Here is an 18,757-nt window from a genome sequence, read left to right on the forward strand (position 1 = left end):
CAATCCATGGCAACGCTTGAAATCCGCGACCTGCACGTCACCGTCGAGGCCGACAACGCCACGAAGGAGATCCTCAAGGGCGTCGACCTGACCGTGAAGCAGGGCGAGACGCACGCCATCATGGGCCCCAACGGCTCCGGCAAGTCGACGCTCGCCTACTCCCTCGCGGGTCACCCGAAGTACACCATCACCGGCGGCACCGTCACCCTCGACGGCGAGGACGTCCTGGAGATGGAGGTCGACGAGCGCGCCCGCGCGGGCCTGTTCCTGGCGATGCAGTACCCCGTCGAGGTCCCCGGCGTCTCGGTCTCCAACTTCCTGCGCACCTCCGCCACCGCCGTCCGCGGCGAGGCCCCCAAGCTGCGCACCTGGGTGAAGGAGGTCAAGGAGGCCATGGAGCGCCTCAACATGGACCCCTCCTTCGCCGAGCGCAACGTCAACGAGGGCTTCTCCGGCGGTGAGAAGAAGCGCCACGAGATCCTCCAGCTGGAGCTCCTCAAGCCGAAGATCGCGATCCTCGACGAGACCGACTCCGGCCTCGACGTCGACGCGCTGCGGGTCGTCTCCGAGGGCGTCAACCGGGTCCGTGAGACCGGTGAGGTCGGCACCCTGCTGATCACGCACTACACGCGCATCCTGCGCTACATCAAGCCCGACCACGTGCACGTGTTCGCCGGCGGCAAGATCGTCGAGTCCGGCGGTGCCGAGCTCGCCGACAAGCTGGAGAACGAGGGCTACGAGGCTTACACGAAGGGTGGCGCATCCGAGTGACACAGCTGCCGGGCCTCCTCGACACAGAGGCGATCCGCAAGGACTTCCCCATCCTGGACCGCCAGGTCCACGACGGCCGGAAGCTCGTGTACCTGGACAACGCGGCGACCTCGCAGAAGCCGCGCCAGGTGCTGGACGCCCTGAGCGAGTACTACGAGCGCTACAACGCCAACGTCCACCGCGGTGTGCATGTGCTCGCCGAGGAGGCCACGGCGCTGTACGAGGGAGCGCGCGACAAGGTCGCCGCGTTCATCAACGCGCCGAGCCGCGACGAGGTGATCTTCACCAAGAACGCCTCCGAGTCGCTCAACCTCGTGGCGAACATGCTGGGCTGGGCCGACGAGCCCTACCGCGTGGACTCCGAGACCGAGATCGTCATCACCGAGATGGAGCACCACTCCAACATCGTGCCGTGGCAGCTGCTGGCGCAGCGCACGGGCGCGAAGCTGAAGTGGTTCGGGCTGACCGACGACGGCCGCCTCGACCTGTCCAACATCGACGAGATCATCACCGAGAAGACGAAGATCGTCTCCTTCGTGCTGGTCTCCAACATCCTGGGCACGGTCAACCCGGTCGAGGCGATCGTCCGCCGCGCGCAGGAGGTCGGTGCGCTCGTCTGCGTCGACGCCTCGCAGGCCGCGCCGCACATGCCGCTGGACGTCCAGGCCCTCCAGGCCGACTTCGTGGCCTTCACCGGCCACAAGATGTGCGGCCCGACCGGCATCGGCGTGCTGTGGGGACGGCAGGAACTCCTGGAGGACCTGCCCCCGTTCCTCGGCGGCGGCGAGATGATCGAGACCGTGTCGATGCACTCGTCGACGTACGCCCCCGCCCCGCACAAGTTCGAGGCGGGCACCCCGCCGATCGCGCAGGCGGTCGGGCTGGGCGCGGCGATCGACTACCTCGACTCGATCGGCATGGACAAGATCCTCGCCCATGAGCACGCGCTGACCGAGTACGCCGTCCAGCGGCTCGCCGAGGTCCCCGACCTCAGGATCATCGGCCCGACCACGGCCGAGGACCGGGGTGCGGCGATCTCCTTCACGCTGGGCGACATCCACCCCCACGACGTGGGTCAGGTCCTCGACGAGGAGGGCATCGCGGTCCGGGTCGGCCACCACTGCGCGCGGCCGGTCTGCCTGCGGTACGGAATTCCCGCGACCACGCGAGCGTCGTTCTATCTGTACTCCACGCCCGCCGAGATCGACGCACTGGTCGAGGGGCTGGAGCACGTACGGAACTTCTTCGGCTGAGGGGCGTGCTGAAACCGTGAAGCTGGACTCGATGTACCAGGAAGTCATCCTGGACCACTACAAGCACCCGCACGGGCGTGGTCTGAGGGACGGCGACGCCGAGGTGCACCACGTGAACCCGACGTGCGGCGACGAGATCACCCTCCGCGTCAAGTACGACGGCACGAGGATCGAGGACGTCTCGTACGAGGGCCAGGGCTGCTCGATCAGCCAGGCCTCGGCCTCCGTCCTGAACGATCTGCTGGTCGGCAAGGACCTCGCCGAGGCGCAGCGGATCCAGGAGACCTTCCTGGAGCTGATGCAGTCCAAGGGGAAGATCGAGCCCGACGACGCGATGGAGGAGGTGCTGGAGGACGCGGTCGCGTTCTCCGGTGTCTCCAAGTACCCGGCCCGGGTCAAGTGCGCCCTCCTCAGCTGGATGGCGTGGAAGGACGCGACGGCCCAGGCGCTGGACGCCGGCGCCGACGCCGAAAGGAAGACGGCATGAGCGAGACCGTTGAAATGAAGCCGGCCTCCGAGGAGGAGGTCCGCGAGGCGCTGTACGACGTCGTCGACCCCGAGCTGGGCATCGACGTGGTCAACCTCGGCCTGATCTACGGCATCCACATCGACGACGCGAACATCGCGACCCTCGACATGACCCTGACCTCGGCGGCCTGTCCGCTGACGGACGTCATCGAGGACCAGGCCAAGTCCGCCACGGACGGCCTCGTCAGCGAACTCCGCATCAACTGGGTGTGGATGCCGCCGTGGGGCCCGGACAAGATCACGGACGACGGACGCGAGCAGCTGCGCGCGCTCGGGTTCAACGTCTGAGACTCCTCGGCTGCGACGACAGCCAGTGACGAAAGCGGCGGCACCTTCGGGTGCCGCCGCTTTCGTGTGCTCAGGCGCGGCTCAGGCCAGCCCGCCCACCGGCTGGAACGACGAGTCCGCCACGAACTGGGAGCTGTACTCGACGCGTTGCAGGCGGACCACGAAGTTCTGGTGGCGCAGGAAGTAGCCGGGGTAGTTGACCGACTCCAGCATCTTCGCGCCGGAGTAGGACGGCGAGTCCCGGGGGCAGAACGTGGCGTCCTGCTTGAACAGGGACGAACCGTCGTTGCGTTCGGCCCGCAGGACGAAGCTGCGGTGGCGCAGGTACGCACCGTCGTGTGTGACGAACGAGTAGCACGAGGCGTTCGCCAGGCCCTTGACCTGCTTGAAAGTGGCGTCCTCGCGGGCCTGTTCGCCGCTGACCTGGTCCAGGCCGACATGGTCGGAGTCCACATGCCAGTAGCGGTCGGGGTAGTTGACCGAGCGGAACGAGCCGTAGACCGCCGCGGGCTTCGGCTTCGCCGGACTTCCCTTGGACGGCGTCGACTTGTGCGGCTTCGGGGTGGTCGTGACCGCGATGGTCGGACCGGTGCCCTGCTGCCGGGGGCCCGCGGGACTCGGGGACACCGACGAGAGGTCGCTGTCGCCCTCCGGGGGGAGGGTGGTCGCGGGCTGTGTGGAGAAGGAGATCAGGCCGGACCCCGCGTTCTGCGCGGATTTCGACCGGACGTCGTCCTCGTTGTCGGTCGCGGCTATCGCCGCCACACAGGCGACGATCGTGGTCACCGCCAGCGCACCGGCGAGATAGAGCCGCCTGGTGCCGGGAGTGCGGGAGGTGTCCAGTGTCCAGCCGTTCTCCCAGGGGCGGTCCTGAGGCGGCCGGGACTTGTCTTCGGGCATGCGCGGTTCCTCCGGCACGGCGCGGTGTGCGACGGCCGCTGCTGTGGTGGCGCGGTAGGTGAAGGGTGAACCACGTGTGGTTCCGGAGGGAACATTAGTGGTTACCGGGGGTTGTGAGCAGCACTTTGAAGCAACCGATTTCCACATTCGCGCATCAGCGGACCACAGGATTTCCTCATCCATCGTTATGTACGCTTGTACACATGGGATATCTGCTCCTCGCCGGAGCCATCGCAGCCGAGGTCGCGGCGACCACGGCCATGAAGTACACCGAAGGATTCAGCCGGTTCGGGCCCTCGCTGCTGACCGTGCTCGGCTACGTCCTCTCCTTCGCGCTGCTCGCGCAGACCCTGAAGACGGTGTCGGTCGGCACCGCCTACGCGATCTGGGCCGGAGCGGGCACCGCGACCATCGCCGCCATCGGGATGTTCTTCCTCGGGGAGGGCATGACGGTCACCAAAGCCGCCGGGATCGCGCTGATCATCGTCGGGGTCGTGGTGCTGAACCTGGGTGGGGCGCACTGATGGCGCGCCGGTACGACCCCGAGCGCCGCCAGCGGATCATCGACGCGGCCATCCGGGTCGTGGGGGAGAAGGGCCTCGCGGGGCTCAGCCACCGCAGTGCCGCCGCCGAGGCCGATGTGCCGCTCGGCTCGACGACGTACCACTTCAAGAGCCTCGACGAGCTGATGGTCGCCGCGCTGCGCCAGGCCAGCGAGGGCTTCGCCAAGGCGGTCGCCGCGCACGGGGCACTGGACGGCTCCGGCGGCGACCTGGCCGCCGACCTCGCCCGCGTCCTCGGCGAGTGGCTCGGCGGCGATCGCACCGGCGTCGAGCTGGAGTACGAGCTCTACCTCGCCGCGCTGCGCCGGCCCGCCCTGCGCCCCGTCGCCGCCGAGTGGGCCGACGACCTCGCCGCCCGCCTCGCCCACCGCACGGACCCGGTCACGGCACGGGCCCTGGTCGCGCTGACCGACGGGATCTGCCTCCAGGTGCTGCTGACGGGGGTGCCGTACGACGAGGGGTACGCGCGGGAGATGCTGGCGCGCGTGATCCCCTGACCCCGCCCGACTCCTGGTTCCTGCGCCGGTGTCCGTGAACCCTTGGCCGTCCGTCGGGCAACAGGGGGTGTCACACGCACCGAGCACCGGGGGAGTGGGCCGCCGGCGTTTCCCGTGGCCACGTACCGTTCGGCCTCTGAGACGGGCCGCGCGCGGGTTCGCCTCGCACGCCCCCCGGCGGTTAGGTTTCCCTCATGACCGACACGACTGCTCCGCGTATCACCGGCGCCATCGCCGCAGGCCTCGCCACCGTCGCCGCCGACGGCACCGTTCTCGACACCTGGTTCCCCGCTCCCGAGCTCACCGCCGAGCCGGGTCCCTCCGGCACCGAGCGGCTGTCCGCCGAGCGGGCCGTGGAACTGCTCGGCGAAGGCGCCGCGAAGGCGATCGGTCCGGACGCCCGCCGGGGCGTCGAGGTGGTCGCGGTCCGTACGGTCATCGCCTCCCTGGACGAGAAGCCGCTCGACACGCACGACGCCTACCTGCGTCTGCACCTGCTCTCGCACCGCCTGGTCCAGCCGCACGGCCAGAGCCTTGACGGCATCTTCGGGCTGCTCCCCAACGTCGCCTGGACCTCCCTCGGCCCGGTCACCGTCGACGACATCGAGAAGGTGCGCCTGAACGCCCGCGCCGAGGGCCTGCACCTCGCCGTCACGAGCGTCGACAAGTTCCCGCGCATGACGGACTACGTGGCCCCCAAGGGCGTCCGCATCGCCGACGCCGACCGCGTCCGGCTCGGCGCCCACCTCGCCGCGGGCACCACCGTGATGCACGAGGGCTTCGTCAACTTCAACGCCGGCACCCTCGGCACGTCGATGGTCGAGGGCCGCATCTCCGCCGGTGTCGTGGTCGGCGACGGCTCGGACATCGGCGGCGGCGCCTCCACCATGGGCACCCTCTCCGGCGGCGGCAACGTCCGCATCACCATCGGCGAGCGCTGCCTGATCGGCGCCGAGGCGGGCGTCGGCATCGCGCTCGGCGACGAATGCGTCGTCGAGGCCGGTCTCTACGTCACCGCGGGCACCCGGGTCACCATGCCCGACGGGCAGATCGTCAAGGCCCGCGAGCTGAACGGCGCCTCGAACATCCTCTTCCGCCGCAACTCGGTCACCGGCACCGTGGAGGCCCGCCCGAACAACGCGGTCTGGGGCGGCCTGAACGACATCCTGCACAGCCACAACTGAGCGCTTCCACCCGAGGTCGCCGTAGAGGTTCCGCCTCTACGGCGACTTTTTTCATGGGTGTGGCATAGCGGGGGCACCCCACGCGCGTCACAAGGGGCGGAGGGCCGCGCACCGGCGCCGCCGGGGGAAGAGAAGGTGACGATGAATGCCGAAGGGCTGGAGAGTTTCCGGGACTTCGTGGACAGCAGGTCGTCCGCCCTGCTGAAGACCGCCGTGCTGCTGTGCGGCGGGGACCGGCACGCCGGTGAGGACCTGCTCCAGAACGCCCTGGTCCGGGCGGCCGGACGCTGGCAGAAGATCGACGAACCCGAGGCCTACGTACGGCAGGTCCTCTACCGCCAGCAGGTCAGCCGCTGGCGGCTGAAGTGGCCGCGCCGTGAGGTCAGCGTCGCGGAACCGCCCGAACCTGCGGCCACCGGCGGCACGCCGGGCGACACCGCCGCCGCCACCGAACTGCGCCTCGTGATGCGCCAGGCGCTGTCCCGGCTCACCGCACGTCAGCGCACCGTGCTGGTGCTGCGCTACTTCGAGGACCTGCCCGAGGCCGACGTGGCCCGACTGCTCGGCTGCTCGGTCGGCACCGTGCGGTCCACCGCCCACCGCTCGCTGGCCCGGCTGCGCTCGCTCGCACCCGAACTGGCCGCCCTCGGGCCCGCCGACGCCGAGCGGTCCGCGTCCCGTGACTACTCACCCGTGGAGGTGCGTCCGTGAACGTCGACGACATCGTGCGCGACGCACTGCGCGAGCAGGCCGCCGAACAGGCCCCGGCTACGGCGGGGTTCGCCGACCGGGTGCTCACCGTCCGGCGCCGCCGTCGCACCCGCAGGATCGTGCTCGGCGCCGCGGCCGCGGTGGCCGTGATCGCCGTAGGGGTGACGGTTCCGCTGATGGACTCCGGCAAGGACGACGTACGGCCCTCGGGGGGCATCGTGACCCCGAAGAAGGTCGAGTCCCGTCCCGACCAGTCGCCGCCGCGCGACAGGATCTCCGTCGGGGGCACGACCCTGGCCGGGTACTCCGTCCCGAAGAAGGTCAGGAAGAGTGCGGACAGCGCCGTCTACGAGCGCACCTACTACCTGCTGAATCCGAAGACCGGCAGGTACGACAAGGCCGCGGACTGGTCCTGGGTCGCCGTCGCCCCCGGCGGGAAGACGGCCGCCGTCCTTGAACGGGACCTGCCCGCCTCCCGGATCGGCCTGCTCGACCTGACCACCGGCAAGGTCGAGCGGTGGATCGACGTCGACCACGGTGTCGGCGGGCTCACCTTCTCCCGCGACGGCCGCAAGCTGGTCGCGACGACGTACAGCGCGAACCCCGACCGGCTGATCAAGGCGCAGGGCGACGTCGAGTGGATGCCGCCGTGGACGTCGAGCCGCACCGGCTTCTACGTCCTCGACCTGGCCTCGGGGGACGGTGCCTGGACCGAGATCAAGCTCGCGGGCGACTCGGACGACCCCATGGGCGGCACCATGCTCAACAGCCGCCAGGACTTCTCCCTCACCGACGACGGCCGCCACGTCTGGGAAGGCCGCCCCACCGAGCCCGGCTACGTGTTCTACGACCTCACCGGCAAGGAGGTCCCCGTGCCGGCGGGCTACACGTACCTGGACTGGTCCGTGGACGCGGGCAGGTCGCCCGACGGCAAGCTCGTCGCCGGCGGGTTCGCGGGCAAGAAGTGGAAGACGTCCTCGTACGTCTTCGACGCCCGGACCGGCAAGAAGACCGAGGTGCGCGGCCAGCAGCTGATCGCCTGGGTGGGCAACGAGCAGCTCATCGCGTGGGACATGGGCGAGAACGACAAGAACGAGCACCACAACCGGCTCGTGCTCGTCACCCTCGGCAGCGACAAGGAGATCCCGCTGAGCGGTTTCCGCAGGGGGGACACCCCGGACGGCGCCGGGCGCTGGGAGCCGCTCTTCGCCCAGCCTTGACGAGACCGTCAGGCGGCCATGAACCGTTCGTACTCCGCAAGCAGCCCGTCGGCCGTCTCCCGGTCGGCGGGCCGCAGCGGGGCGCGGACCGGGCCCCCGGGCAGACCGAGCGCGTTGAGGAGGGCCTTGGCAGTGACCGTGCCGGGCAGGCCCGCCGCCATCATCGCCTCGATCAGCGCGGTGGCTCTCTGTTGGAGGCGGGCGGACACGGGGGTGTCGCCCGCCTCGAACAGGTCGATGATCGCGCGCAGCCGCTCCGGGACCACGTTGGCCACCGTGCTGACGTACCCCGCCGCGCCCACCGCGTACAGCGCGAGGATCTGCTCGTCGCAGCCCGCGTAGTACGCCAGCTCCGTGCGGTGCAGGACCTTCTGGGTGCCGAGGAGGTCGTAGGAGCAGTCCTTGACCGCGACGATCCGGGGGTGCCCGGCCAGCCGGATCATGGTCTCCGGTTCGATGCGGGTGCCGGTGCGGCCCGGGATGTCGTACAGCATCACGGGCAGCCCCGAGGCGTCCGCGATCTCCCGGAAGTGCGCCTCCAGCGCGTCCTGCGGCGGCCTGCTGTAGTACGGGCTGACCACCAGCACCCCGTCCGCGCCCGCCTTCTCGGCCGCCAGGGCCAGCTCGACGGTGTGCCGGGTGTCGGAGGTGCCCACGCCCGCCACCACCGGCACCCCCGCGCCCACAGCCTCCCGGACCGCCGTCACCAGCGCCGCCTTCTCCGCGTCCGAGGTCGTCGGGGACTCGCCCGTCGTGCCGGACAGGACGAGGCCGTCGCAGCCGTGGGCCACCAGGTGCGCGGCCAGGAGCTGGGCGCCGTCGAGATCGAGCGCGCCCGCCTCGGTGAAGGGGGTGACTATGGCGCACAGGGCGCGGCCGAAGGGAGGAGGCGTAGTCGTCATGGGGACAGTCTCGGCGCGCCGACAGTGAAGCTCCACTTAATTCTTCTGCGGAATATGTGTAAGCAGAGCTTCACTCCGCGGTCATAGGCCCTATGTCCAATTCGCGCCTCATGGGTCACCATGGCGAGACAGGACCCTGCGTGTGGGAGGCGTCATGAAGCTCGGCAAAGCACTGGCCACGGGAGTCGCCGAGGAGCGGCCGCAGATCCGGGACGAGGAACTCGACCTTCCCGAGGAGATCGAGGACCTGAAGGCTCCCGAAGAGGTACCGGCGGCCCGATGAGGCTGCGGCTTCCGGAGGAACGCCCCGCGGAGCCGCCGACCGGATACAAGATCGCCCACCCGGTGCTGTCCCAGGACGGCACCCGGGCCGGGTTCACCGGTGTGTCGCTCGGCGGCGCGCTGCCGTACGGCGTCCTGGCCGACGCGTCCTGTGTCTACGGACTGCGGCACCGGGCGCCCCACCGCCGCTGCGACTGCGGCTTCCACTGCGTGCACGACCGCGCGGCCGCCGAGGCGCTGTTGTGCACGGCCGAGCACCGCACGGCCGTCCTCCTCGACGTCCTGGTCCTCGGCCGCTACCTGCGCTTCGAACTCGGCTACCGCTACGCCCGCCAGCGGGTGCGCTCCGCCACCGTCGGCCCCTGCGCCTGCGGCACGGTCGCGGCGGCCCTCGCCGACGCCGGCTGGGGGCGGCCCGGCTGGCGCGCCCTCGCCCCCTCCTGCGCGGCCTGTCTGCGCGGTCGTACGGCTGTCTCGCTCGCCGGGTTCGCCCGGCTGGCCGGGGAGGGGCTGCGGGTCGTCGCGGGCCCGGCGGCACCGGTCCCGGCCGGCCTCGCCGCCGGAGAGGCGCTCGGGGTGCCCGGGGTCGCCGTCGGCGAGGGGTTCGGGGTGCCCGAACTCGCCGCCGAGGCCGCCCTGTTGCAGGCGCGGCTGGACTGGTTCCAGAGCCAGCTCGCCCGGCTGGGGGAGCGCGGCCCGGACGGCGGACCGCAGGGGTAGCGGGGGCCGGGCCGGGTACCCGGGGGTTTCGACCGAGAGGAGGCGGAGCACCGTGACCGGAACCACGGCCCCCAGGCCGACGCACGACGAACACCACTCGGTGGGCGAACTCGTCGGACAAGCCACCGAACAGCTCTCCCGGCTGGTACGGCAGGAGGTCGCCCTTGCGAAGGAGGAGCTGGCCGCGAAGGGCCGGCGGGCCGGACGCGGCGGTGGGCTGCTCGGCGCCGCGGGCGCCTTCGCCTACGCGGGACTTCTCGCCCTGGCCGGAACCGGCGCCGCGGCACTGTCGCTGGTGCTGCCGGTCTGGGCCGCGGCGCTGATCGTGACGGGCGTGCTCTTCGTGATCGCGGCGGTTCTCGCCGCGACCGGCCGCGCCCAGCTGCGCCGGGCCACACCCCCCACGCCCGAGGCGGCGCTCGACAGTGTCAAGGCCGATGTCGAGGAGATCAGGGAAAGGGCGCACCGATGACGGACAGGACGACCGGCGAACAGGCCTCGACAGGGGCCAAGGGGCCCGACGAGCTGCGGCGCCAGATCGAGCAGACCCGCAGTGAACTGGGCGACACGGTGGAGGAGTTGGCAGGGAAGATGGACGTGAAAGGCCGCGCCCGGGCCCGGGCCGCGGATCTCAGGGACAAGGCGGGCGCGCTGACCGTGCAGCTGCGCAGCAGCGCCGCGCAGGCCGGGCACACCGTGCACGACAAGGCCACCCAGGCGGGGCACAAGGTGCAGGACCGGGCCGTGCAGGCCGGTCACAAGGCCCAGGACCGTGCCGTGCAGGCCGGCCACAAGGTGCAGGACCGTGCCGTGGAGGCCGGTCACAAGGCGCAGGACCGGACACTGCGCGCCGGTGAGGCCACCCAGGACGGGGCCGCGCGGACCGGCCGGGAGCTGGAGCACAGGGCGCAGCACAGCGTGCCCGCACCGGTCCGGCCCGTCGTCCTCGCGGCCATCCGGCATCCCCGCCCGGTGCTGATCGTCGGCGCGGCCGTGATCGCGGTCGCCGTCGTGTCGTGGCGGTACCCGAAGAAGTGAGCGGCGGTACCTGACCCGTCCACGGAGGTCCCCGACCTGCCGTCCACTGAGGTCAGTCACTCTGGAGCTCCCCGTCGGCCGGACAGGCCGGCGGGGAGCTCCGCTGCTGAGGAGTGCCGGGTCCGCTGCCGGTGGGCGCCGGGTCCGCCGTCACTTCTCCCGCGCCCAGGAGGCCCGCAGTCTCTCCGGCCAGGTCCGGGTGTCCCGCGGCTCCACGTAGGGCTCCTCCGCCGGCTCGTGCTCGCCGGAGGCGATCGCCCGCTCCCGGGCCAGTTCCGCGTCGAACTCCAGGCCCAGCAGGATGGCCAGGTTGGTCAGCCAGAGCCACACCAGGAACACGATGGCGCCCGCGAGGGTGCCGTACGTCTTGTTGTAGGAACCGAAGTACGCGGCGTAGAGCGCGAAGCCGGCGGATGCGGCGAGCCACGCCAGCGTGGCGAGGACGCTGCCGGGGGAGACCCAACGGAAGCCGCGGCCACGGACGTTGGGGGCGGCCCAGTACAGCAGGGCGATCATCCCGACGACCAGGAGCAGCAGCACCGGCCACTTGGCGATGCCCCAGGCCGTGATCGCCGCGTCGCCGAAGCCCACCACCCGGCCCGCCCGTTCGGCGAGCGGTCCCGTGAAGACCACGATCATCGCGCTCGCCGCCAGCATCAGCATCAGCGTCACGGTCAGGGCCAGCCGCAGCGGCGTCAGCTTCCACACCGGGCGGCCCTCCGGGAGGTCGTACACCGCGTTGGACGCGCGGATGAACGCGGCGACGTAGCCGGAGGCGGACCACAGCGCGGCGAGCAGCCCGAGGATCGCCAGGACGCCTCCGGTGCCCCCGCTGTCGCCGAGCTGGATCACCGCGTCCCGCAGGATGTCGCGGGCCGGGCCCGGGGCGAGGCCTCCGATGGTGTCGAGGAGCCTGTCCGTCGCGCGCCGGCCCACCACCCCCAGCAGGGACACCAGCACCAGCAGGGCGGGGAACAGGGACAGGACGCCGTAGTACGTCAACGCGGCCGCGCGGTCGGCCAGTTCGTCGTCCAGCAGTTCCCTGAAGGTGCGCCTGGTGACGGCGGCCCAGGACCGTCTCGGCAACTCCAAGGGGCTTTTCGGCGCGGTGTTCTCGGCCTGCTCGTCCATGGACCGGCGGGTCTCCCGAAACCGCCGGTCGAACCCCTCCCGAGCAGCGTCGGCCCACTCGTCGGGATACTTCGCACCGAACACTTCCCTCTCCTGGACAAAAAAAGTTTTCGGTGAGAGGGTGGGTCCATGCTGGACGTCACCGTGATCGAGGACCCCGAGGCCGCAGCCGTCTCCCTGGACCCCATACGGGCGCGGCTGCTGGCCGAGCTGGCGGCCGGGCCCGCCTCGGCCGCCATGCTCGCCGGGCAGGTCGGCCTGCCCCGCCAGAAGGTCAACTACCACCTCAAGGCGCTGGAGCGGCACGGCCTGGTCGAGCTCGCGGGGGAGCGCCGCAAGGGAAACGTCACCGAACGGCTGATGCGGGCGACCGCCGCCTCGTACGTGATCTCACCGCTGGCCCTGGCCGCCGTGCAGCCCGACCCGGACCGCTTCCGTGACCAGCTCTCCGCCCGCTGGCTGCTCGCGCTCGGCGCCCGGCTGGTACGGGACGTCGGTCAGCTCATCACGGGTGCCGCCAAGGCCCGACAGCGGCTGGCCACCTACGCGCTGGACGGCGAGGTGCGTTTCGCCTCGGCCGCCGAACGGGCCGCGTTCATCCAGGAGTTGACCGCCGGGGTCACCGCCCTGATCCGCAAGTACGACGCCCCGGACACCGAGGGCGGCAGGGACCACCGGATCGTCGTGGCCGTCCATCCCACGCTCAAGAAGACCGAGTTGGAGTAGATCATGTCCAAAGAGTTCGAGATCGCCCGCGAGTTCGAGGTCGACGCCACCCCCGAGCAGGTCTGGGCGGCCGTCACCACCGGCACCGACGGCTATCTGTGGCCCATGGAGCCGCCCGAGCCGCGCGTCGGCGGCACCGGCCCCTTCGGGTCCAAGGTCGTCGCCTGGGACCCGCCGCACCGCTACACCAACCGCGTCGAGGACGTCGAGGGCATCTCGCAGCAGACCCTCAACCAGCTCGACTACACGATCGAACCCCGGGACGAGGGCCGCCGGGCCTGGGTGCGCTACGTCCACAGCGGGATCTTCGTCGACGACTGGGACAACCAGTACGACGGCGCCGCCAAGCACACCGACTTCTATTTGCACACCCTGCGCGAGTACCTGACCCACTTCGCGCCCCGCCCCGCCGCCTTCGCCACCTTCGACGGACCCGAGGCCTCCAAGGCGCCGGACGCCCTCGCCGCCGTGGGGCGCGCGCTCGGGGTCGGCGAGGACGTGGCCGCGGGCACCCGGCTGACGGTCCACGGGCCCGACACCTTCGAGGCCGTGGTCGACTTCCGCAACGCGTACTTCATCGGGCTGCGCACCGACCGGGGTCTCACCCGCATCTTCGGGCGCAACCACTGGGGCCACCCGGTCGGCATCTCCCTGCACGACTTCGCCCCCGACTCCGACATCAAGGAGTGCGAGGGCGAGTGGCAGGGCTGGCTGAACGGCGTGTTCAACCAGCCCTGAGCCGCGGGGAGTTGACCGGAGAGCTACGGCTTGAAGCGCAGCACCTGCGGGTCGTGGTCGCTGATCTGGTCGTTGAACTCCGAGTTGATGTGCACGCTGTCGTACGCGAAGTCGCAGGACTTCCGGATCGACGGGCTGACCAGGATCTGGTCCAGGACCTGCTGGTTGCCCTGGTAGTCGTAGGTGTAACGCTCCTTCTTGGGCAGCGACTTGATCGCCGACCAGAGCTCGCCGTCACCCTCCAGGATCTTCGCGGTGTCGGAGAACTCGAAGTCGTTCATGTCGCCGAGGGCGATGACGTCCGCGTTCTTCTGCACGTCGAGGATGCTCTTGACGAAGGCGTTGACCAGGGTCGCCTGGGCGTGGCGCTGGACCTCCGAGCTGCGCGGCACCGGCTGGGTCGCCGAGGTCAGGCCGAAGTCGCCGCCCTTGGAGTTCAGGTGGTTGGCGATCACGAAGACCGTGCGGCCCCGGAAGACGAACTCGCCGGCCAGCGGCTTGCGGCTGGACTTCCAGGCCTCGTTCGCGGGGTCGATCCGGCCGGGGGAGGCCGTCAGCTGCGCCTTGCCGTGCACCTTGGTGACGCCGACGGCGGTCGTGGAGTCGCCGCCCGCGCGGTCCGTGAAGGAGACCCGCTCCGGGTTGAACAGGAACACCTGGCGGATGTTGCCGCCCGGCTCGCCGCCGTCCTGGTCGTTGACCGGGTTGATCGAACGCCAGTCGTACTTAGGGCCGCCCGCCGCCACGATCGCGTCGATCAGCTTGTTCACGGTGACGTCGGCCGCGACCGTGCCGTCGTCCTTCGCGCCGTTGTTGTCCTGGATCTCCTCCAGCGACACGATGTCGGGCGACTTCAGGTTGTTCACGATCGCGGAGGCGTGCGCCTCGAAGGTGGCGTCGGACGGGTCGAGGTTCTCGACGTTGTACGTCGCGACCGCGAGCTCGTCCTTCTTCTGCTTCTGGGTGGACTCGCGCTGGAGACCGGCGCTCTTCAGCGTGCCGATCTCGTTCGCGACCAGGGTGTAGCCGCCGAACTGGTTGAAGTCCAGGGGGCCCGCGGTGCTGCCGGTGAGGACGTCACCGACGTTCGCGACCGGGAAGGCGGCCGTAGCGCCCAGCGACTGGATCTGGAGCCGGCCGGTGTTCTGGGACGTGTAGGAGCCGTACAGCGTGCCGCCGCGCTTCGTGGCGTTCTCGCGCGGCTTCACCGTCACCCACAGCTCGGTGTACGGGTCGGTCGCGCCGACCACGCGGACGTCCTTGACCTGGACGTTCATGCCCTCGAGGGACTCGTAGTAGTCCAGGGCGTACTTCCTGGGCTGAAGCGTCAGACCGTTGATCGAGTTCGCGGCGGCCGGATCGCCCTCCGGGGCGTACGCGGCGGGCACCGACTTCGCGTCGACCACGACGGGGGCCGGGACCGCGTTGCCGCTGGAGACGACGGTGACCGTCGGCTTGGTGATCTCGGTGACCGACTGGTTGCCGGAGGACGTGCCGCCCGGGACGTACTCCGAGACGGTGCCGGTGACGGTGACGGCGTCACCGACGGCGACCTTCGGCGTCGAGCTGGTGAAGACGAACACGCCCTCACTGGTCGCCGGGTCGGCGTCCGGGTTCGGATCCTGGAACCAGAAACCCTTGGACGAGCCGTAGGTGCGTACGCCGGTCACGATTCCGGCCACATCGGTGACCTTCTGACCGGCGTACGGGGATATCCGGGTCGCGCCCTGGATGTCATGGATGCTCACGCCGGCCGCGTGCGCGGGCGAGACGAGGGCGAGGGCGGAGGCCGCGGAAGCGGCGGCGACGGTGAGCGCGGCGAGACGCGCGGACTTCTTGCTCGGCAACGGGATCCCTCCGGGGACGAACGTAGGCGCCGGGACGAGGGTGGACATGAAGCGGTGGGAGCCGCGACCTGTGGGGGCGGTTGCGACGCGCGTAGAAAATACCGTGCGCAGAAATCCAGTGAACAGGTGTCCGCCGGTTTTCTACGCGCGTCAATCTCCTGCCTGCTCAGGCCAGTTGTCAAGGTTTCAGCCATGTACGCAACCTGTCCGGAACATGAACCGGGCGGCATGGGTGGAAATCCGTCTACGCTGAGCGGCTGAGTGGCACGACGCGTCCTAGGAGAAACAGCCGATGTCAGACAGCTCCCCCCTGCCGCCGGTGCGGCTGCACCCCGAAGCGGAGCTGGCGCGGGACGCCCTGTCCACGCCCCTGCTCACCCGGGCCGCCCGCCTCGCCCGCTGGGCCGGCGAGGACACCCGGGTCGACGCCGGGGGCGGACTCGTCGAGGAACAGCTGCCCGCGGCGGCCTCGGAACTCGGACTGAGCGGAGACGACGCGGCGGCCTGTGCGAGCGAGGCCTGGCGGGTCGCCCTCGACACCGGGCTGGTGGAGATCCTCGACGAGGAGGAGGGCACGGTCACCGCGGGCGCCGACCTGGCCCTGCTCACCGGCTCCCCGCAGGACGTGCTCGGGGTGTGGCTGACCGCGCTGGAGACCGTGCTGGCCGACGCGAGCGTGCCGGACCTCGACGACCTGGTCGACGCCCTGGACGAGGGCGGCGAGGTCGACCTCACCTCCCTGGACTGGGACCCGCAGGCCGAGCAGGAGTTCCTGGACGGCGTGCTCGGCAACCTCTACCTGCTCACCGTCAGCGAGGACGGACCGGGCGACGGCACCGTACCCCTGCCGGCCCTCGCCGCCTCGATGATCGTGCCCAGCGACATGGGCGAGCCCACCAACGACGTCCTGGAGCAGGTCTCCGACGCGATGATGCGGCTCGACGACCAGTTCCGGATCCTGGAGCCGATCGGCCTGGTGGCGTACCGGCCCGTCGACGAGGCGCTGATGGCGGACGCCGACGAGGAACCCGCCGCGGTCGTCGACGAGACCGACGTCTCCCGCTACGGCATGGTCCGGCTGACCCCCCTCGGCCTCTACGGCCTGCGCTCGCGCCTGCTGGAGGCGGGGATCGCGGCACCGGCCGTCGGCGACCTCGCCGACAAGGGCGCGGACGCGCTCCTCGACGGCACCGCCGTCTTCCCGCCGTCCGCCGCCCAGGCCGAGACCGAGCAGTGGCTGGCCCGCCGTGAACCCCTCGCGGCAGCACGGGAGTTGCTGGGCGCGGCCCGGGGCGCCGACCAGGGCGCGCCGCTGCGCCGGCTGCGGTGTCAGCAGGCCCTGTCCCTCGTGGGTACGGTCGCGGAGCCCGCGCTGCGGGAGGTTCTCGACGACCCCGAGCTGGGCGGGCTCGCCCGGGTCTGGCTGGTCGAGCGGGGCTTCGAGGACGTGCCCGCGCCCTCCCAGGACATGGTGTTCTGGCTGACCGTCGACACCATCGCCGCGCAACTGGCCGCGGAGGGCAACTCCGAGGAGCTGCAAGGGCTGGTCGAGGGACTGGCCCAGCAGCACGGCGGGTTCTTCGCGGCGGCCTGGCGGGTGGACCACCCGGCCACAGCGGACGTGCTGGAGGCGATGGGGCGGCTGCACCCGGACAAGAAGGTGGCGAAGGAGGCGCGCAAGGCCGCGTTCAAGGCGCGGTCGCAGCAAGGGGGGTGACCGCAGGGGGCGGCTGCGGGTGTGCGGGGCTGAGCGCGCAGTTCCCCGTGCCCCTAAAGGAATCCCCATCCCACGGTTTTGAATCATTCAAGCCGATTCATGGAGTCCTTCCCTCGTTCAACTCGTGTTCAGACATGGGCGAGACGGTTGCGCCGATTCGAGGTCCCCCACCCTCCACGGCGTTCACCCACCGTCTCAGGAGACACCATGTCGCTCACCCGCAGGGACTTTGCCGCGAAAACCGCGATCACCGGTGCCGGTGTGGCGCTGGCGGGCACGGTCGGCGCCCTCGCCACCGCACCCAACGCGCTCGCCGCGACCGACGTCGAGAGCGAGGGCGCGCAGACCGCGGGCGCCCACCACGGTGTCGGCTACGGTCCGCTCATCGCCGACCCGCAGGGCCTGCTCGCGCTGCCCGCCGGATTCACGTACAAGGTCATCACCTACAGCGGCAGGACCAAGCTGGAGTCGGGTGAGTTCACCCCCTCCAACCACGACGGCACGGCCACCTTCTGCGGTCCCCGCGGGGCGACCCTCCTGGTCAACAACCACGAGCTCAAGGGCCCGCGTGCCAACTGGCCCCACCCCGTGCCGCTCACCGAGGGCCTCGTCTACGACCCCGCCGCCTCCGGTGGCTGCACGGTCGTCGAGGTCCGCCACGGACATGTCGCCGAGTGGGTCGGCATCGCCGGCACCTCCACCAACTGCGCGGGCGGCACCACTCCTTGGGGCACCTGGCTCACCGGCGAGGAGACCGAGGACAAGGCCGGCCAGAACGGCATGACCAAGGACCACGGCTACATCTTCGAGGTCGACCCCGAGGACCGCCGCGCCAACCGCGACCCCAAGCCCGTCAAGGCGTTCGGCCGGTACGCCCACGAGGCGGTCGTCATCGACCCCAAGCGCGGCCACGCCTACCTGACCGAGGACGCCTCCGGCCCCAACGGCCTGCTCTTCCGCTGGACCCCGCCGGCGGGCTTCCACCACGGCCGCGGCAAGCTGCGCACCCTCGCCGACGACGCGGGGGTCCTTCAGGCCTTCAAGTGCTTCGACTCCGGCGGCAAGTTCGTGGACGACCTCTCCCGCGCCACGAAGATCGGCACGGTGTACGGCGTGGACTGGGTGGACGTCCCCGACCGTGACGCGAGGACGACCTCCGTCCGCAAGCAGTTCACCACCGGCCAGGTCACCCGCGCCCGCAAGCTCGAGGGCATGTGGTGGGGCGACGGCGGCGCGTACGTCGTCTCCTCGTACGCCCGTGAGGAGAGCCCCGTCCAGCACGACGGCCAGGTCTGGTTCTACGACCCCAAGCGCCGCACCCTGACCCTGAAGGTCCTCCTCGGCGTGAACCCGGACCCGTCCCAGGAGGGCGCCTTCGACGGTCCCGACAACATCACCGTCTCCCCGTACGGCGGTCTCGTCATCGCCGAGGACGGCGAGGGCGTCCAGCACCTGTTCGGCGCCACGGAGAGCGGCCGCACCTACCCGATCGCCCGCAACGAACTGAACATCGGCACCGAAGAGGAGCCCGAGTACAGCGAGTTCACCGGCGTCACCTTCTCACCCGACGGAAAGACGCTGTACGCCAACATCCAGACCCCGGGAATCATGCTGGCGATCACGGGGCCGTGGAAGCGGCAGAAGCGCGGCTGACCGGGCTGGGCTTAATTCGCTCGCTCCATCTGAGTCGCGCCTCCTACAGTGAGATCACGACAACGCACCTCCCGGTGCGAAGACGGCG

At 70.7% G+C, this 18,757-nt stretch carries 21 protein-coding genes; 17 read left to right on the forward strand and 4 right to left on the reverse strand.

What is annotated here, in order from left to right; genetic code table 11:
- Nucleotides 1-6: 6 nt before the first annotated feature.
- From sufC to AQJ54_RS11900, 4 genes are read left to right on the forward strand one after another with little or no spacing between them, the layout of a single operon-like run.
- Nucleotides 7-771, forward strand: coding sequence for a Fe-S cluster assembly ATPase SufC (sufC, locus tag AQJ54_RS11885; RefSeq protein ID WP_062024442.1), 765 nt, complete (start codon nt 7-9; stop codon nt 769-771).
- A complete protein-coding gene (locus AQJ54_RS11890) occupies nt 768-2,024 on the forward strand; it encodes a cysteine desulfurase (protein ID WP_062024440.1) in 1,257 nt (418 codons plus the stop codon). Before sufC ends, AQJ54_RS11890 begins: the two co-directional genes overlap by 4 nt.
- 16 nt (nt 2,025-2,040) lie before the next feature.
- Nucleotides 2,041-2,511 carry a Fe-S cluster assembly sulfur transfer protein SufU gene (gene sufU / locus AQJ54_RS11895; protein WP_030318620.1) on the forward strand — a complete coding sequence of 157 codons (471 nt, stop codon included), beginning with the start codon at nt 2,041-2,043 and terminating at the stop codon, nt 2,509-2,511.
- Nucleotides 2,508-2,840 (forward strand): metal-sulfur cluster assembly factor, encoded by a 333-nt coding sequence (locus AQJ54_RS11900; protein WP_028809645.1) that lies wholly within the window; start codon nt 2,508-2,510, stop codon nt 2,838-2,840. Before sufU ends, AQJ54_RS11900 begins: the two co-directional genes overlap by 4 nt.
- Before the next feature lie 81 nt (nt 2,841-2,921).
- Here the strand turns inward: AQJ54_RS11900 and AQJ54_RS11905 are convergent, their stop codons facing one another.
- Nucleotides 2,922-3,740: an AbfB domain-containing protein gene (locus AQJ54_RS11905; RefSeq protein ID WP_062236701.1), complete on the reverse strand. Its 819-nt coding sequence runs from the start codon at nt 3,738-3,740 to the stop codon at nt 2,922-2,924.
- Between the two features lie 203 nt (nt 3,741-3,943).
- On the opposite strand from AQJ54_RS11905, the gene AQJ54_RS11910 reads away from it, so the two are divergent.
- The 5 genes from AQJ54_RS11910 (at nt 3,944) to AQJ54_RS11930 (ending at nt 7,915) form a co-directional block, all read left to right on the forward strand.
- The gene (locus AQJ54_RS11910; RefSeq protein WP_062024436.1) at nt 3,944-4,264 is read left to right on the forward strand and encodes a DMT family transporter; all 321 of its coding nucleotides are present in this window, start codon (nt 3,944-3,946) and stop codon (nt 4,262-4,264) included.
- Nucleotides 4,264-4,800: a TetR/AcrR family transcriptional regulator gene (locus AQJ54_RS11915; RefSeq protein ID WP_062236704.1), complete on the forward strand. Its 537-nt coding sequence runs from the start codon at nt 4,264-4,266 to the stop codon at nt 4,798-4,800. Before AQJ54_RS11910 ends, AQJ54_RS11915 begins: the two co-directional genes overlap by 1 nt.
- A gap of 194 nt (nt 4,801-4,994) precedes the next feature.
- Nucleotides 4,995-5,984 carry a 2,3,4,5-tetrahydropyridine-2,6-dicarboxylate N-succinyltransferase gene (dapD, locus tag AQJ54_RS11920; RefSeq protein ID WP_062236707.1) on the forward strand — a complete coding sequence of 330 codons (990 nt, stop codon included), beginning with the start codon at nt 4,995-4,997 and terminating at the stop codon, nt 5,982-5,984.
- A 141-nt stretch (nt 5,985-6,125) separates the two neighbouring features.
- Nucleotides 6,126-6,695, forward strand: coding sequence for a SigE family RNA polymerase sigma factor (locus tag AQJ54_RS11925; protein WP_062024431.1), 570 nt, complete (start codon nt 6,126-6,128; stop codon nt 6,693-6,695).
- Nucleotides 6,692-7,915: a WD40 repeat domain-containing protein gene (locus tag AQJ54_RS11930; RefSeq protein WP_062236710.1), complete on the forward strand. Its 1,224-nt coding sequence runs from the start codon at nt 6,692-6,694 to the stop codon at nt 7,913-7,915. The genes AQJ54_RS11925 and AQJ54_RS11930 overlap by 4 nt, the downstream gene beginning before the upstream one ends.
- Before the next feature lie 8 nt (nt 7,916-7,923).
- On the opposite strand, the gene dapA is transcribed toward AQJ54_RS11930, so the two are convergent.
- A complete protein-coding gene (dapA, locus tag AQJ54_RS11935; protein ID WP_062236713.1) occupies nt 7,924-8,817 on the reverse strand; it encodes a 4-hydroxy-tetrahydrodipicolinate synthase in 894 nt (297 codons plus the stop codon).
- Nucleotides 8,818-8,971: 154 nt separating this feature from the next.
- On the opposite strand from dapA, the gene AQJ54_RS47385 reads away from it, so the two are divergent.
- The 4 genes from AQJ54_RS47385 to AQJ54_RS11950 are packed head-to-tail and all read left to right on the forward strand — an operon-like array spanning nt 8,972 to nt 10,857.
- Nucleotides 8,972-9,100 (forward strand): hypothetical protein, encoded by a 129-nt coding sequence (locus tag AQJ54_RS47385; protein WP_279389298.1) that lies wholly within the window; start codon nt 8,972-8,974, stop codon nt 9,098-9,100.
- A complete protein-coding gene (locus tag AQJ54_RS11940; protein ID WP_062236716.1) occupies nt 9,097-9,819 on the forward strand; it encodes a hypothetical protein in 723 nt (240 codons plus the stop codon). Before AQJ54_RS47385 ends, AQJ54_RS11940 begins: the two co-directional genes overlap by 4 nt.
- Nucleotides 9,820-9,871: 52 nt before the next feature.
- The gene (locus AQJ54_RS11945; protein WP_062024423.1) at nt 9,872-10,291 is read left to right on the forward strand and encodes a phage holin family protein; all 420 of its coding nucleotides are present in this window, start codon (nt 9,872-9,874) and stop codon (nt 10,289-10,291) included.
- Nucleotides 10,288-10,857, forward strand: a complete 570-nt coding sequence (locus tag AQJ54_RS11950) for a DUF3618 domain-containing protein (protein ID WP_062024422.1) — start codon at nt 10,288-10,290, stop codon at nt 10,855-10,857. The genes AQJ54_RS11945 and AQJ54_RS11950 overlap by 4 nt, the downstream gene beginning before the upstream one ends.
- Before the next feature lie 150 nt (nt 10,858-11,007).
- On the opposite strand, the gene AQJ54_RS11955 is transcribed toward AQJ54_RS11950, so the two are convergent.
- The gene (locus AQJ54_RS11955) at nt 11,008-11,988 is read right to left on the reverse strand and encodes a YihY/virulence factor BrkB family protein (RefSeq protein WP_062237132.1); all 981 of its coding nucleotides are present in this window, start codon (nt 11,986-11,988) and stop codon (nt 11,008-11,010) included.
- Nucleotides 11,989-12,117: 129 nt separating this feature from the next.
- Between AQJ54_RS11955 and AQJ54_RS11960 the strand changes: the two genes are divergently transcribed.
- Nucleotides 12,118-12,714: an ArsR/SmtB family transcription factor gene (locus AQJ54_RS11960; RefSeq protein ID WP_062236719.1), complete on the forward strand. Its 597-nt coding sequence runs from the start codon at nt 12,118-12,120 to the stop codon at nt 12,712-12,714.
- A 3-nt stretch (nt 12,715-12,717) separates the two neighbouring features.
- Nucleotides 12,718-13,452, forward strand: a complete 735-nt coding sequence (locus AQJ54_RS11965; RefSeq protein WP_062024418.1) for an SRPBCC family protein — start codon at nt 12,718-12,720, stop codon at nt 13,450-13,452.
- Between the two features lie 23 nt (nt 13,453-13,475).
- Here the strand turns inward: AQJ54_RS11965 and AQJ54_RS11970 are convergent, their stop codons facing one another.
- The gene (locus AQJ54_RS11970; RefSeq protein ID WP_062236722.1) at nt 13,476-15,299 is read right to left on the reverse strand and encodes an endonuclease/exonuclease/phosphatase family protein; all 1,824 of its coding nucleotides are present in this window, start codon (nt 15,297-15,299) and stop codon (nt 13,476-13,478) included.
- 292 nt (nt 15,300-15,591) lie between these two features.
- On the opposite strand from AQJ54_RS11970, the gene AQJ54_RS11975 reads away from it, so the two are divergent.
- Nucleotides 15,592-17,016, forward strand: coding sequence for a hypothetical protein (locus tag AQJ54_RS11975; protein ID WP_062236725.1), 1,425 nt, complete (start codon nt 15,592-15,594; stop codon nt 17,014-17,016).
- 207 nt (nt 17,017-17,223) lie between these two features.
- The gene (locus AQJ54_RS11980; protein WP_062236728.1) at nt 17,224-18,669 is read left to right on the forward strand and encodes an alkaline phosphatase PhoX; all 1,446 of its coding nucleotides are present in this window, start codon (nt 17,224-17,226) and stop codon (nt 18,667-18,669) included.
- Nucleotides 18,670-18,757: the final 88 nt, after the last annotated feature.

Source organism: Streptomyces griseorubiginosus (genome assembly GCF_001514195.1).
Classification (GTDB): domain Bacteria; phylum Actinomycetota; class Actinomycetes; order Streptomycetales; family Streptomycetaceae; genus Streptomyces; species Streptomyces griseorubiginosus.